We start from the raw sequence: 14634 nt of genomic DNA on the forward strand, positions 1-14634 counted from the left end.
GCGGACGGTTGCGCTCTACCAGGCTGAGCTACCCGCTTGCACGGGGCGGGATTCGAACCCGCGACACCATGTAGTCCATGCCGGCATTCGCCGTGATGATATCTGGCCGTGGCGACGAGTGGTGGCGAGACGCGGTCCTTAAGCTACGTTCCAGCGGCGGGATTCGAACCCGCATCTCCTTCGCACCATCTCTGGTACTCGGGCGCTTTACTCGTCGGACCTCGGCAGTGGATGTAGTCCCACCGGCATTCGCCACGGCCAATTCTTCATACCTCCGTTTGCTCGATGATGCCGACCCAGTCGCGCGTTTCGCCGCGGGCGAACTTAGCGATCGTGTCGAACACGGCGTCGGAAAAACCTCCGACATTGAGGATCTCTGCCCGGCCCGACGCTTGCGTCGTGCCGTGCGGCTGGATGTCGATGCAGACCAGCTTCGCCGCCGGGTTGCGTCGAACGATCTTGTCCCACTCGCGCATCGTCTGCGTCGCGCCGCCCTGCACCCCATCCACCCATGACTGATTGTCCGAGACGATCACGACAAGATCGACCGCGGCCCGTTCCGCATTCAGCCTGGCCAGCGGCGCCGAGACATTCGTCCCGCCACCGCCGACCGCGGCCAGCTTTACGGTGTTCACCGCGAGCCGGGCATGCGGATCGAGCGTGATGCTCACGACCTTCTCCGCGAACGGCAGGACGCGTGCCTCGCGGTTGGTCCGCAGCATCGCCGACGCGACCAGGGCCGCGACATCGTTGCAACTGACCTTCGACGTGGCGCCCTTGCGGAACCCCGTCGCCGGCGAGGCCATCGACCCCGACATGTCGGGGCAGACGACCACCCGTCCCGCCACGCTCGGCACGGTGAGGACCGAAGCCTCGAGCGCTGTATCGAGCGCCGCCTGTACCTTGAGCGGCACGCCCTCACCGGCCGACCCCAGCGCCACCATCAACTGGTACGGCAGCACACGCGCCTTGCCGATCGCCGCCGAGTCCGACAGGCGCGCGGCGACCGCATCGGTAACTCCCGACACATCGAACGCGGCGTTGCGCGCGAGCGTGTTGAGGTTCATCCGCAGCGCCTGCCAGCCCATGCTGCGCGCCAGCTCGCCCCACTGTTCCGCCGTCAGCGGAAACGCGGTGAGCCATTCGAACGGCACCGGCGGCAGCGCACCCGCGGGATCGCGCTTCCACGCCTCGAACGCCGCGATCTCGACTGGAAGCGCCGCAACATCGTACGGTTTTCCGATCAGCCAGCCGTAGAAAGCGCGCCGCTCGTCCGTCGCCGGCTTCGGGCGCACCATCCGCACGATGTCGGCGAGCGACGGGTCGTTGCCCGTTGCAGCCGCCATCAAGTCACGCATCGACGCGGTCTCCAGCCAGGTCTGCACCAGCCGCTTCGGCCGCGTGCCGAGCGACGTCCGCCCGACCTGACCCGATCGCATGATCTGCACGAAGGTGCGCAGCATGCGGCCGGTGTCGATCACGCGCCCGAACACCACGACCGCGAGGTCGGGATCGGCCAGCGACAGATAGGCACAGAGCAAGGCCGGCATATCCTTCATCGTTCCGGCCTCGCGGGCATAGATTGCCGTCTTGGCGACGAAGAGCGGATCGACCGCCTTGGCGGCTTCGATCGTCTCAGCGAGATGCGTCTCGGCCGATGCGTAGACGCTTTCCGACAGCGTTCCCGTTGCCGCCAGCTGCGCAAGCCGGGCCTGCGGGCCATACGCATAGGCCGGCGCGAATTCGCGGTTCACGCTGTCGGTCGCCGGCAGCAGCTTGGCGATCGCCGCTGCGAAGAGGCTCTTGTTTGCCATCTCAAATCCCTTTGCGGTTCCGGGGTGACCGGCCCATTCCGATCACCCCTGCCGCGCCGTCCCGCTGGCCATGTTCGAGCACCAGCGGGACGTTTCATTCCTTGCAATCCGCGTGCCAGTTCAACCTGATCAAACCTGAAATACCGGTAGCCATATGTATTTGCTGATTTATTTCAGAGATCATTATCCCGAGCGCAAATAGATCGATTGCAGGAAAGGCATTGATATCATATCGCGTGGGATAGGATTTTATCCCACGGGATCACCATGAAGCCACTCGTCGCCATCGGATTTCTTGGATCCACGCTAGACTCGGGGAAATTCGGTCCGTCACGCTGGAATAAGTGGCGGCCATCGGTTGGCCTGTGCATGCATGAGGATCTTCGGATAGACCGCTTCGTGCTACTGCACGGCACGTCACACGGGCGGCTCGCCGAATATGTCGCGGACGACATCACCTCGATTTCGCCGGAGACACAGGTCGATCGGCGCGTGATCGACTTCGCCAATGCCTGGGATTTCGAAGAGGTGTACGGCAAGCTGCTGGACTTCGCGCGCGCCTATCCATTCGATCCGGATGCCGAGGATTATCTCGTACACATCACCACCGGCACGCACGTGGCGCAGATCTGCCTCTTCCTGCTGACCGAAGCGCATTACCTGCCCGGTCGGCTGATTCAGACCCAGCCGCAACGCGGGTCTCCGTCGAGCGCACCTGGCAGCTGGGACATCATCGACCTTGATCTGTCGCGCTATGACAGCATCGCAACGCGCTTTGCCGCGGTCGCCGCCGAGAGTACCTCTTTCCTGAAATCCGGAATCGATACGCGCAACCCGGCCTTCAACCGAATGATCGACGATATCGAGCAGGTCGCGGTGCGCTCCAAGGCGCCGGTGTTGCTGATGGGGCCGACCGGCGCGGGCAAGAGCCAACTGGCGCGGCGGATCTACGAACTCAAGCGGCTCAAGCATCAGGTGCGGGGGCCATTCGTAGAAGTGAATTGCGCGACGCTCAAGGGCGATGGCGCGATGTCGGCGCTCTTCGGGCACAAGAAGGGGGCGTTCACCGGCGCGGCGACCGACCGACCGGGCTTGCTGCGCACCGCCGATACCGGCACGCTGTTCCTCGACGAGATCGGCGAACTCGGACTTGACGAACAGGCGACGATCCTGCGCGCGATCGAGGACAAGCGCTTCCTCCCAGTCGGCGCCGACAAAGAGGCAGCAAGCGATTTTCAGCTGATCGCCGGCACCAATCGCGATCTTGGCCAGTGTGTTCGGCAAGGCACGTTCCGCGATGATCTCTATGCCCGGCTTAATCTGTGGACCTTCACCCTTCCGGGCCTCCGTGACCGTCGCGAAGATATCGCCCCCAATCTCGATTATGAACTGGACCGCTTCGCCGAGCGCGAAAGCACGCGGGTCACATTCAACAAGGAGGCACGTGACCGCTTCCTCGCCTTCGCCTGCGCGCCTGACGCCGAATGGCATGGCAACTTCCGCGACCTCGCGTCCAGCGTGACACGGATGGCGACCCTCAGCCCGAAGGGGCGGATCGACCTGGACGGCGTCGAGGCGGAGATCGCGCGGCTGAAGCGCGCCTGGGTGCAAGGCGACGCGACCGACAATGATCTCGCCGCGATCCTTTCGGCCGAACAGCTCGAGACGCTCGATCCGTTCGATCGCGTACAGCTGGCGCATGTGCTCGACACCTGTCGAAAGAGCCGGTCGCTCTCCGAAGCGGGACGCACGTTGTTCGCGGCATCCCGCACGCGCCGGGCATCCTCCAATGACGCGGACCGGTTGCGCAAATATCTGGCGCGCTTCGACGTCTCATGGTCCGATCTCTGATGAGTCGCGAAAACCATGTTCTCTGTCGGATCGACTGCGAAGGTGCATCCCGAGAACGCCGCTGTGGAGTGGGAAATGACGGTGAATCCTGCGCTGCACTTTGTCGGATTCCGTGGAGACGAGTTTCACTCGGCCGTGCGGATCTGGGGCAGACCGGACTTCATCCATCCCGACTGGGATCGCTGGGCTCAGCAGGACATCCATCCAACTGATACCGTGATCTTTGCGAGGGGCACGGATGCAGACCCGCTGGCGCGATTCACATATCCGCATTGCGGTTAGCGCTCGTATCATTGATCTATATTTGGCCCACCCTGCGGCAGCTATTAATCTATTGCAGGTCGCGGCCGGTATCCGCGTAGCGTCGGCGCCACTCCGGGCAACGGTGGCCATGCATTACTGCCATCGCGAACAACGGCAAAGTCTCAGTTCAACTCGGTGCCGGCGGAAAAATCCGCGCCTCGGGATCACGTCGTCGAAGATGTTGAGGATGCGGAACCGCCGCCCCGTGGCCATCTGATCGTGCACGAAGTCCAGGCCCCAGCGCTGGTTGGGCAGCGCCAGCACCAGTGCTGGCGCCCGCGCGCCGACGGCGCGCTTGCGTCCCTTCCGGCGACGCACCGTCAGACCTCCTCGCGGTAGAGCCGCCGGGTCTTCTTGCGCTTGATCGCGATGCCTTCCCGCCGCAGCAGGATATGCAGTCGCCGATAGCCGAACCGCGGCGCTGCTGCGCCAACTCGCGCAAATGCGACCGTAGGTCGCCATCATCTCCCCACCACGAACGATACCGCATGCTTTTGCGATCCGCTCCAACGACAGCACACGCCCGCCGCTCGCTCATCCCCAGCGCCGTCTGGAGATGAGCGACCGCTTCCCGCTGTGCGGCAGGCGTAACCATTTCTTTGACAGCAGGTCCTTCAGACCCGCGTCGTGATCATCTGACTCGCAACGGATAAATGGCCGTTGGTGCCCACGGTTCCTCGCCAGACGTCGGGGGTAGCGTTCTGTTCGCGCGGGTCGCACGGCGGCGAAAGAGGATCCGGATGAGAATGAGTTTCGCAATACCCGGGAGATGTGAGAGGTTTTTACGAACCGTGATCGTTTTTTCGCGATAGGGGCGGTGTCGCAAAAAACGCCTCAGGCCACAGCACAGCAATCTTGAGCATTTCGTCGCGCGGCGTGCACGCACAGTAGCGGAGCCTGCGACTTCACACTTTCGCCTGATTATATGGATTTATGGAGTCAGGGTCAGGACTCATTGATCAAAGCCAGAAGATGACGGTGGCTGCGAGTGCGATGGCGGAGAAGAGGGCTGTTGGACACCGGTCGTAGCGGGTGGCGACGCGGCGCCAGTCCTTCAGGCGGCCGAACATGATCTCGATGCGACTGCGACGTCGGTATCGGCGCTTGTCGTAGGTGACGGGCACGAGCCGAGACTTGCGACCTGGGATGCAGGGCTGAATGCCCTTTGCCTGCAAAGCGTCCCTGAACCAGTCGGCGTCGTAGCCGCGGTCGCCGAGCAGCCACTGCGCCTTGGGCAGATCGTCGAGCAACGCGGCTGCACCGGTGTAATCGCTGACCTGGCCAGCGGTCTTGAAGAAGCTCAAGGGGCGGCCGTTTGCATCGGTGGCGGCGTGAAGCTTGGTGTTCACGCCGCCTTTGGTGCGTCCGATCAGCCGCCCGAGAGCCCCCTTTTAACCCGCAGGCTCGATGCCGTGCGGTGCGCCTTCAAATAGCTCGCATCGATCATGACGGTTTTCGGATCGCCCCCCTCGGCCGCCAATCCTTCCACCATGCGGAGAAAGATACCCATATCGCCCCAGCGCTTCCAGCGATTGTAGAGCGTCTTGTGCGGACCATAGTCCTTGGGCGCATCGCACCAGCGCAAGCCGTTGCGATTGACGAAAACGATGCCGCTCAGCACCCGCCGGTCATCTACTCGTGGGCTGCCATGGCTCTTGGGGAAGTACGGCCGCAGCCGCGCCATCTGCTCGTCCGTCAGCCAGTACAGGTCGCCCATTCCAGGTCTCCTCACGAAGCCTGAATCAGATCATGCTTGTCACATCAATGGGTCCTGACCCTAGCTGACGCTCGATCGCATCGGGATTCCACAGTCCCATCTCGTTGAGCAAGGTCGCGGCCGTGGCGCGGAAGCCATGCGCGGTCATCACCTACCCGCTATATCCCATTCGCCGAGGGGCAAAATGTGACAATATTCTCCGACATCGACCGCTTCCACTTATGCGACGCCGTAAAGACATAGGGGCGATATCCTGTCAGCGGCCGCGGATCGTCCAACGGGCGAGCACCTGTCGCGATAGTGGCATCTGATGCGGCCAGCGCATCTTCATCTTCTCCGCTGGAATCGACCAAACGGCTCGATCAAGATCGAACTTGCTCCACTCTGCCCCCCCCCCCGGACGCACGAAAACATGCGGTGTCATGCGAAGCGCGAATTTGGTGATCGTGAACTCCGGAGCCTCCTCGATACCCCGCAGGAGCACGCAGAACTTCTTCGGGCAGATGATCGCCGCGTGATGTTTGGTCTTCGGGACGACGATCGCCCTGCGCAGATCGGTCGCAACATCGCGCTTCGCTCGCCCGGTGGCGATGCCATAACGGAAGACGCGGCTCACGACGCTACGCATTCGCCTTGCGCTTTCCTAACGACCTGTCGCCTCGATCGTCCGGAGCACAGCGAGCACCTCGGGTACCTCGATCTCGACGAGCGGTAGATCGCTCAGAAAGGGATAGGCCATTTCGAGCAGCTAGCGCACCTTCTCCAGTACAACTTCGGCCCATCCCTCACGGGTGATCTTAAGAAACCATTCCTCGGCGACACCCTTGAAAGATGGTGGCGTCGATCTGCGCACACAGCTTTCTACGTCTCGTCTCGATCAACGGATCGACGCTGTCGGCTATCAATTTGCGGGCGGCATCCCGCTTGTCCCGTGCTTCAGCAAGGCCGACGTCCGGCCACACGCCCAGTGCCAGCGTCTTCTGCTTGTCGAGAAAGCGGTAGCCCAGCCGCCAATATTTGGCGCCGCTCGGCGTGATCAACAGGTAGAGCGAGTGCGCGTCGGCAAGCTTGTGCGGCTTTGCCCGCGGTTTGGCATTCCGTATCGCAAGTGCGGTAAGAGCCATGAGGTATCTCCATCCAAAAACGGGTGGAAATAGCGCCGAAATATACCATCAAAGCTGTTGGTATATGGGCGAACCCACCCGAACCTGATCGGACAAGATATCAGCAAATAGTTTGTTTCCCAGTCACTTGGCGGACGCCGATGGGCGTCCGCGGACTGAAAATGGTGCCGGAAGAGGAAACTCAACGGTTACCTAAGCAGCTGACTTCACAACACGATTTTCATCGTTCGATCGCTGAAGGTCACAATATCAGCCACACCCCGGAACGCAACCGTGATATACGTCAAAGGCGGTACGCTCCTGCCGTCAACAAGGACCGTTTTAGGCCGTCTGCTCAATCGTGCCAGCTATCCCGGTCACCATTTGCCGCATGGCTTTCTCGCGACCCTCTCGACCATCATGAAAAGGCCGAGTGAGAGGTAAGGAGCACGATCGCAAGGTCATCGACCTCATGCTTGCGCAAGCGCGGACTGGCGAGGCCGAGGGCACCTATGACCGGGCCGTACATGCCCTCCTCGACGAGGGCGAGCCGAACAGGCGTGAAATCAGGGACCATCAAGCCCCCAGCCCGCGCATTGAAATTATTTTCACGCTCGGCCCCGTAGTTCGCTGTGTGCTGCGTCAACCATCCAACGCCGGAACATCCGGCGATGGGAGGGAATGATGACGAGCTTGAGAAGAACATATTGCGCTGCGCTGCTTGCGGCGACCGCTCTACAAGCGTGCCTGATCGTCTCGCCGGCCTGCGCGCAATCCGCGCCGATGGCGTTCGATCTGCCGGCGCAGCCGCTTGCGACGACGCTACGTGCAATCGCCCGCAAAGCTGGTCGGGAGATCTTGTTCGCCGACGATCAGGTGCGTGGCAGGAAATCGCCAGCTGTCCGGGGCAGTTTGACGATCGAGCAGGCAGTGAAGCGCGCACTCGGCGCAAGCGACCTCGTCATGGACGAGCAAGCGGGGGCGCTCGTCGTCAAGGTGCGTCCTCAAGCAGCGGAGGATGGCACCGCCGGGGGGACGATCACGGTAATCGGCACACGCATCCGCGGCGCGACAGGGCCTTCGCCGGTCACCGTTCTCACGCGGCGGGGCTTGGAGGAGCAGGGCATTACCGACCTTGCCAGCGTTTCGCGGATCATCCCCCAGAATTTCACCGGGGGGCAAAACCCCGGAGTCGTGGGCGGCGGTGACCAAGGTGGCTACAGCAATGTGAACAACTCGACGACGCTGAACCTTCGCGGGCTGGGGTCTGACGCAACGCTGACGCTCATCAACGGCCACCGCCTCCCTTACGATGCCGTCAACCAGGGGGTTGATATCTCGACTATCCCGCTCGCGGCGCTCGAGCGGATCGAGATCATCACTGACGGAGCCTCGGCACTGTACGGTTCCGATGCCGTCGGCGGCGTCGCTAACCTCCGATTGCGCCGCGACTATGACGGGCTTCTGACCAGCGCTCGGATCGGCGGCACAACTCAGGGCGGCGATGTCCAACAGCAATATTCGGGCCTGGTTGGCAAACGCTGGACGGGGGGCGGCTTCATGGCTGCGGTCGAGTTCAGCAAGGCAACGCCGATCTACGCCAACCAGCGATCGTACACGAGCAACCTTCGACCCGAACAGATGCTCGGGACGGGAAGCAGACAGGTGAGCGGGGTTCTTGCCGGGCATCAAGACATCGCTGACGGCATCTGGCTCGAGCTGGATGCACAAGTCGCCGATCGTCGATCCCGCAAGGATAGCGCCTTCTCGGTCACCTCGCCCCTTACCTTTCTCGGCCAGGTCAGTCAGCCGGTCACGCGCTCCTATACGATCACGCCTTCGCTCCATCTGCGGCCGGGCGGGGGTTGGGAAGCGACGCTTCAGGGCACGCAGGGCGAAAGCTCAAGCGGCGTCAATGCGCGGCGCTACACCAGCGGTGCGCTGCTTGTAGGGGAATCGACCTATGACGATTACCTCACCAACCTCGAGGCAAGCGCCGAGGGGCCGCTCATTCGCCTCCCTGGTGGCGATGCACGCCTAGCGCTCGGCGGCGGTTATCGCCGCTTCCGGCTCGACTTCGACGTGCGGTCTACCACAGGCGGCATCACGACCGTCAGCCGCAATGCGAGCGAACGACGGCAGAGCGTGTTCGGCTATGGTGAGCTATCGCTCCCGCTCATCGGCCCCGCCAATCGGCTGCCGCTGGTCGATGCGCTGCGCCTGAGCGCTGCGGTTCGCTACGAGCGCTACACCGGCATCGACGAGGTCGCAACGCCAAAGCTCGGGCTGGTCTATGCGCCGCATCCCGACATCACCTTGAAATACAGCTGGGGGCGTTCGTTCAAGATCCCAACGCTGAACCAAGTCAACCAGGCCCGCCAGGCGGTACTGCTCAGCGCCGCGCTGTTCGCGCCCCAGCCCGTACCCGCGCTGCCTACTGGCTCGACCGTGCTTCTGATCGGGGGCGGCAATCCCGACCTGCGTGCCGAGCGCGCAACCAGTTCGACGCTGTCGGTGGAGATCAAGCCGCACTTTCTCGACGGACTTCGTGTCGAAGCCAGCTGGTTCGACATCGATTATCGCGGCCGGATCGCATCCCCCATCAACAGCGTCCTGTCCGCCCTCACCAACCCGGCTGTCGCGAGCTTCGTCCAGCTCTCGCCCACGTCGAGCGCGTTGCAAACCCTGATTGCGACCTCGGACACCGGGCTCGCGAACCAGAGCGGCCAGCCCTATGATCCAGCCAAGGTCGTGGCGGTCATCGACTCGAGCCTGCGCAACACGGCACACGAGCATATCCGCGGCGTCGACCTGACGATCGAATATGGCGCGCAACTGGCGCGCGACAGCAGGCTCCAACTGGCCGCAAGCGCCAGCTATCTCGACTCGGCACGCCAAGTGGCAGCCAGCCTCCCCTCGCAGGCAACGTCAGGTATCCTTTTCACACCGTCGAAGTTCCGCGCGCGCGGGTCGGCCAGCTTGGAAACATCGATGCTGCAGGTATCGACATCGCTCAATTATGCTGGCAGCAACCTTGACACGCGCTTCCCGGTGGCGACCCGGATCGGTGCGTTCACGACGCTCGACCTGAGCGCCGCATTCCATCCGGCGGCGGGCAAGGGGCTGCTTCGTGATATCGAATTCCGGCTTTCGGTGCAGAACCTGCTCAACGAGGAGCCCGATCCGATCCGCGTATCTGATCCATCGTATGTTGCTTTCGATTCGACCAACCAGTCGCCGGTAGGCCGCTTCGTAAGCTTCTCGGTGACCAAACAATGGTGACCCTTCGCATGGTGGTTGCCGCTGCCGCACTCATACTGCCTGGCATGGCTAGGGCCGCGACCGACTGCGCCGATCTCGTACCGGCTGCGGGCGAGTTGTCGCAACCTATGCACGCGCTCGTGCCGATGGATCTCGTCCGCCTGCGCGACATCGGGCCGGTCGATCCAACCCAGCAATATGGCGGCTTGTTCACGGTGTCACCGGACGGTCATCAAGCGGCCTTCCAGCTTCGCCGTGGTGACCCCGCAACCAACAGCTTCTGCGTGGCGATGCTTGTGGTCGAGCTCCGCCCTAGGGGAAAAATACAGGTGGTTGACCGTGGCGGCGACTTCCTTCGCTTCCGCTTCGACCTGCGTGGCATGGCAGATTTCCCAAGCGGCGTCGCCGACACGATCACGCCACGCTGGTCGCCCGACGGTCGCTGGATCGTCTACCGTCGCCGGGACGAGGGCGCCGTGCAGCTGTGGCGAGCCCGAGTGGATGGCAGCGGAAGTGAGGCGATCACGGACAGCGCCGATAACATCGATGACTTCCGCTTTACGGCCGACGGATCGGCAATCGTCTATGCGACGCGGCCGGGTCTTCGCGAAGCAAAGGTCTCGATAGACCAAGAGGGCCGCTCGGGATTCCACTACGACGATCGCTTCTCGCCCACCACCAGCACTCGCCCGTTCACGCCAGCACCAGTGGCGCGAGCTGCATGGGTTATCGACCTGCAGAGCAGGCGGGTACGCGCGGCCACGCCGAACGAGACCGCGCGGCTGGACGTGACGTCGATGCAGGAAGGGCAATGGGTAGAGGCCGTCGGCCCCGGCGGTGCCACCGCCATGGTGCAGGTGTCCGCCAAGACCTCCTATCCCTCGCGCGGCCGACTTGCCATCCGGAAACCGGGACACGTCATATCGTGTGATGCGGCCGAATGCGCCGACGCGCGCTACCCGTGGTGGACCAGCCGCAAGGTCAATTTTCTGCGTTACGAAGGGTGGAAGAATAGCGAGACCGCCATCTATCAGTGGACGCCAGGCACCGGCGGCGTGCACCGGCTATACCGTACCGATGATGTGCTGATTGGCTGCGTTCCCTCCGGTTATAGGATCGATTGCCTGCGCGAGGGCGCGCGTCAGCCTCGCCGGCTCGAGCGGCTCGATCCGGCGAGCGGCAAGCGGACCATCGTGTTCGATCCGAACCCCGAATTTACCAGCCTGACCTTGGGCCGCGTCGAACGCCTGCACTCAACCAACAGTTTCGGGCTTCCGTCTTTCGCAGATCTTGTCCTTCCGATCGGCTATGTGCGAGGCAAGAACTATCCGCTCGTGGTCGTCCAATACAGCTCGCGGGGCTTCCTGCGCGGCGGTACCGGCGACGACTATCCGATCCAGGCCTTCGCCAATCGTGGCTTCGCGGTGCTAAGCATCGACAAGCCAGTGCCGGTCGGGATGAAGGCCGCGCCCGACTATGTCGAGGCCGACCGGATCAACCTCAAGGACTTTGCCGACCGCCGCAGCGTGCTCGAGGCAATCGAGACGCCCGTCCGTCTGCTGATCGCCCGCGGCATCGCGGACCCGCAGCGGATCGGCCTTACGGGTCTTAGCGACGGCGCCTCCTCGGTGCAGTTCGCACTGCTCCATAGCAACCTGTTCTCGGCCTATGCGATAAGCAACTGCTGCTGGGATACCAGCATGCCAGTCCGCGTCGGCCCGGGCGCTGCAAAGCAGTTCGCGACCATGGGCTACCCCGGGACGACCGACGAGAGCGCTGCGGCCAAGGCCTTTTGGCGGCAGATCGCCATCTCCCCCAACGCCAGGACGATAACCGCACCGATCCTGGCGCAGGTGCCCGATGATGAAATGTGGGGCGCGCTCCAGAGTTTCACGGTGCTCCGCGAGCAGCGGCGCCCGATCGACCTATACGTTTTTCCAGACGAGCATCACGTCAAATGGCAGCCGGCTCACCGGCTGGCTGTCTACGCCCGCTCGATCGATTGGTTCGACTATTGGCTGAACGGTGCGAAGGCTACCAATCGCGCCTCGGAAGTCGCGCATTGGGAGGCGCTACGGCGCGAGTGCCCCGCCTGCTTCGATGTTTCCACCCGGTTGGCGTCGAAACGATGACGGCCGCGCCAGATAGGCCGCGCCGTTGCGGCGCGGTCTGCACGCGGCTGCTATGGCCAGGAGGATAGCCATGCCTCGACATTGGCGAGCTCGAGCAGGCGCACATTCTCCTCGCCGGTCGTCGGACGTTCTGGCCGGAGCGTCTCCTCGATCGCGTGTTGGTCAAGCAGTCCTTGTGCGGCAAGTTGTCCGTCCAGCAGCCGCGCGCGCAACTCCCCGCGCTTGCGCGCGACGATCTCGCCGCAAAACGGGTCGGGCGTCCCCTTGCCCTTGCGGTCAAGGATCGCTTGCGGCAGCCGATCGGCGAAGGCGTCGCGCGCTACCGCGCGGTCCCGCCCACCGCTCCGCCACTGCCAACTCGGGATAGACAGGCACGTCTCGACGACGGGTTGCGACAGAAGCGGATGGACGACGGGAGCAACGCGGCTGCGATCGGGTTCAAGCGTCACCTGCGCCCGCAGCAGTCCGGCGATGTGCGCCGCCTTTCCAGGAAGCGCCCCGGGTGGGGCCTCAAGCCACGGATGCGCAAAGGCGAGTCCCTGCAACGACGCAATAAGCTCGGGATGCAGGAAGGCCGGACTCGCTCTCCAGCGATAGCCGGAAGCCGCGCGAGCAACGCGCATCGCCGCGCGCGTCACGCGGAGCGGCCCGGCCCCCGTCTGGCGGCAGATGTCGCGAAGGGTTGCGAACGCGCCAGCCCCAGGCCCCTCGTGCAACGCCCGGTCGGCCAATGCCGCAGCGGATTGCGAATAGTTGAAGACATTGTCGCCGCCATTGCCGGTGAAGAAGGCATCGGCCCCCACCTGCGCGGCAATCGCGCGGTGTGCTACCTCATAAGGCTGGGCTTCCACCCGTCCGGCCGGACGCGGGAGGTGTGCACCCAATGCACGGTTGAGATCGACGGCGTCGAGCGTATAGCGGCATTCGGCGAGCGGGAGATCGAGGGGTGCGCACACTTGCCGCGCATATCCGCGCTCATCCCCCGCCGGATCATCAGTGTAGAGCGTGATGCACGACGCCGCTGTCCCGGATCGCCCTCCCGTCGATCGCGCGAGGCAGGCCGCGACGATCGACGAGTCGAGGCCGCCGGACACGCTCAGCAAGGGATGCCGATAGCGCGACGTCCATGCCCCCACGGCTTGATCGATGGCGTGGCGCAGCCGCTCGCTCGCCGCCGCGCGATCCTCGCCGGCTGGTTCGGCAAAGTCCCACGGCGACCAACTCGTCACCGTTTCGTCCCGGTGTCCTTCGATCACCAACGTCGTCCCGGCCAATATCATGCCGATGCCGACAAGCGCTGTCTCGCGCGAGGGAAGGCCGCTCGAAAAGAGCATGCGGCCCAGCGCATCCCAGCCGACTCCGGCATGCACTGCGCCGCCCGCCGACAGGAGTTCCATGTCGGACGCGAAAAGGGCGATGCCGCCGGCCGCTGTCCGATAGCAGGGAAGCGCCCCCGATGGATCTCGCAGGATCTCAACGGCGTCGCCGCGCACGGACAGGCTGATATACCCGCCCCAATAGGACGCCAGCAGCGCCCCTGCGCCACCGCCTAGCAAGGCGCTGCGTTCGGTATCATCGAACGCGGCAATCGCGCGGGGCGGTCCATATCGGTGAAACAGCGTGCCGACCACCAGATGGTCCGTATCGATCGCAAGACAGCTGCAGTCTTCGTTCGCCAGCACCGCGATGCGCGGCGTCCGGTGGCAGACCCGCAGCTCCGTTGCGGTCGCGATGCGGGCCGCGCGAGCCGCGAGATCCTCACCCTGTGAGACGAGCAGCAGGTAGCGCGGCTTCATCGGACCACCAGGATGGGCGTATAGAGTCGCACCACCTCAAGATCGCCGACGACCACCGCGTTCCCGGCTTGGACCCAGCTATGCGCGGCAAAGGGATGGAGGCGGACGCCGAAGAGCAGCGCGCTATCCACCCCATCGTGGCGACAGCGCTGCTGCGCCGCGATTGCGCGCGGCAGGCACTGGTCGGCAGCGCGCATGAACAAGGCACTTGTCACGAAGGCCCGCGCGATCCGCCGCAGGCGGACTTCGTCCTTTGGCAAGGTTCCCGCGCCCTGATGCACTGCGAGAGACGCGATGATTTGCGCAAGGGGCCTGCGCTTCAAGGCGCGACGGGCGCGAAACTGTCCGGCAACGGCGGCGAAAAGATCGGGGATCGACAGGCTGGTGCCATCGACGATCGCCAAGTCGCGCGAAGCCGGCATGAACTCGGCAGCGGGCGCAGGCCCGCCCTCGCCCGGTTGGGTTATGCCACTTGCCATAAGCCTGGCGTTATCCTCGCTCGAAAGGGCGTCTCCCGACGCCCAGCGCAGGAACAATTGGTCGAGCGCTTCTGGAAGGCAGAAATACCGATCGCGCTCGAGATCGAGGAAGACAGCCTTTCCAGTGCATATGCACCAAGACAGTCCAAGGCGAAGAGCGAGGCGCATGGCGGCGTGG

Annotated in this window: 9 protein-coding genes and 2 pseudogenes; 3 read left to right on the top strand and 8 right to left on the bottom strand. The window is 63.7% G+C overall.

Going from position 1 to position 14634, the window contains the following annotated elements:
• Positions 1–266 precede the first annotated feature (266 nt).
• Complete coding sequence (locus EAH76_RS02990) at positions 267–1814, bottom strand: vWA domain-containing protein (protein WP_140847876.1); 1548 nt, start codon at positions 1812–1814, stop codon at positions 267–269.
• Between the two features lie 267 nt (positions 1815–2081).
• On the opposite strand from EAH76_RS02990, the gene rtcR reads away from it, so the two are divergent.
• Positions 2082–3665, top strand: a complete 1584-nt coding sequence (gene rtcR / locus EAH76_RS02995) for an RNA repair transcriptional activator RtcR (protein ID WP_140847880.1) — start codon at positions 2082–2084, stop codon at positions 3663–3665.
• 468 nt (positions 3666–4133) lie between these two features.
• Here the strand turns inward: rtcR and EAH76_RS03005 are convergent.
• From EAH76_RS03005 to EAH76_RS03025, 5 genes and pseudogenes are all read right to left on the bottom strand, one after another.
• A pseudogene (locus EAH76_RS03005) lies at positions 4134–4592 on the bottom strand (IS3 family transposase); the annotation flags it as partial.
• A gap of 335 nt (positions 4593–4927) precedes the next feature.
• A protein-coding gene (locus tag EAH76_RS03010) for an IS5 family transposase (RefSeq protein ID WP_140847889.1) occupies positions 4928–5685 on the bottom strand; the annotation gives its coding sequence in 2 pieces (ribosomal slippage) (positions 4928–5352 and positions 5352–5685; 759 coding nt in all).
• 25 nt (positions 5686–5710) lie between these two features.
• Positions 5711–5836, bottom strand: coding sequence for a hypothetical protein (locus tag EAH76_RS24710; protein ID WP_277754246.1), 126 nt, complete (start codon positions 5834–5836; stop codon positions 5711–5713).
• A gap of 105 nt (positions 5837–5941) precedes the next feature.
• A pseudogene (locus tag EAH76_RS03020) lies at positions 5942–6316 on the bottom strand (tyrosine-type recombinase/integrase); the annotation flags it as partial.
• Positions 6317–6482: 166 nt separating this feature from the next.
• Entirely contained in the window at positions 6483–6809 is a 327-nt protein-coding gene (locus EAH76_RS03025; protein WP_140847897.1) for an Arm DNA-binding domain-containing protein, read from the bottom strand.
• A 663-nt stretch (positions 6810–7472) separates the two neighbouring features.
• On the opposite strand from EAH76_RS03025, the gene EAH76_RS03030 reads away from it, so the two are divergent.
• On the top strand, positions 7473–10070 hold the full coding sequence (locus EAH76_RS03030) for a TonB-dependent receptor (RefSeq protein WP_161988953.1): 2598 nt from the start codon (positions 7473–7475) through the stop codon (positions 10068–10070).
• A 44-nt stretch (positions 10071–10114) separates the two neighbouring features.
• Positions 10115–12181, top strand: a complete 2067-nt coding sequence (locus EAH76_RS03035) for an Atxe2 family lasso peptide isopeptidase (protein ID WP_241659526.1) — start codon at positions 10115–10117, stop codon at positions 12179–12181.
• A 50-nt stretch (positions 12182–12231) separates the two neighbouring features.
• Here the strand turns inward: EAH76_RS03035 and EAH76_RS03040 are convergent, their stop codons facing one another.
• Together EAH76_RS03040 and EAH76_RS23860 are read right to left on the bottom strand one after the other, a co-directional pair.
• On the bottom strand, positions 12232–13977 hold the full coding sequence (locus tag EAH76_RS03040; protein ID WP_140847906.1) for an asparagine synthase-related protein: 1746 nt from the start codon (positions 13975–13977) through the stop codon (positions 12232–12234).
• The gene (locus tag EAH76_RS23860) at positions 13974–14381 is read right to left on the bottom strand and encodes a lasso peptide biosynthesis B2 protein (protein WP_161988954.1); all 408 of its coding nucleotides are present in this window, start codon (positions 14379–14381) and stop codon (positions 13974–13976) included. The genes EAH76_RS03040 and EAH76_RS23860 overlap by 4 nt, the downstream gene beginning before the upstream one ends.
• Between the last annotated feature and the right edge of the window lie 253 nt (positions 14382–14634).

Origin of the sequence: Sphingomonas glacialis (genome assembly GCF_006439055.1) — a bacterium.
Taxonomy (GTDB): Bacteria; Pseudomonadota; Alphaproteobacteria; order Sphingomonadales; family Sphingomonadaceae; genus Sphingomonas; species Sphingomonas glacialis_A.

Bases quoted from the DNA above. Each gene is read 5' to 3' on its own strand.
- EAH76_RS02990 (WP_140847876.1), bottom strand. From the start codon at position 1,814: ATGGCAAACAAGAGCCTCTTCGCAGCGGCGATCGCCAAGCTGCTGCCG.
- rtcR (WP_140847880.1), top strand. From the start codon at position 2,082: ATGAAGCCACTCGTCGCCATCGGATTTCTTGGATCCACGCTAGACTCG.
- EAH76_RS03025 (WP_140847897.1), bottom strand. From the start codon at position 6,809: ATGGCTCTTACCGCACTTGCGATACGGAATGCCAAACCGCGGGCAAAG.
- EAH76_RS03030 (WP_161988953.1), top strand. From the start codon at position 7,473: ATGACGAGCTTGAGAAGAACATATTGCGCTGCGCTGCTTGCGGCGACC.
- EAH76_RS03035 (WP_241659526.1), top strand. From the start codon at position 10,115: ATGGCTAGGGCCGCGACCGACTGCGCCGATCTCGTACCGGCTGCGGGC.
- EAH76_RS03040 (WP_140847906.1), bottom strand. From the start codon at position 13,977: ATGAAGCCGCGCTACCTGCTGCTCGTCTCACAGGGTGAGGATCTCGCG.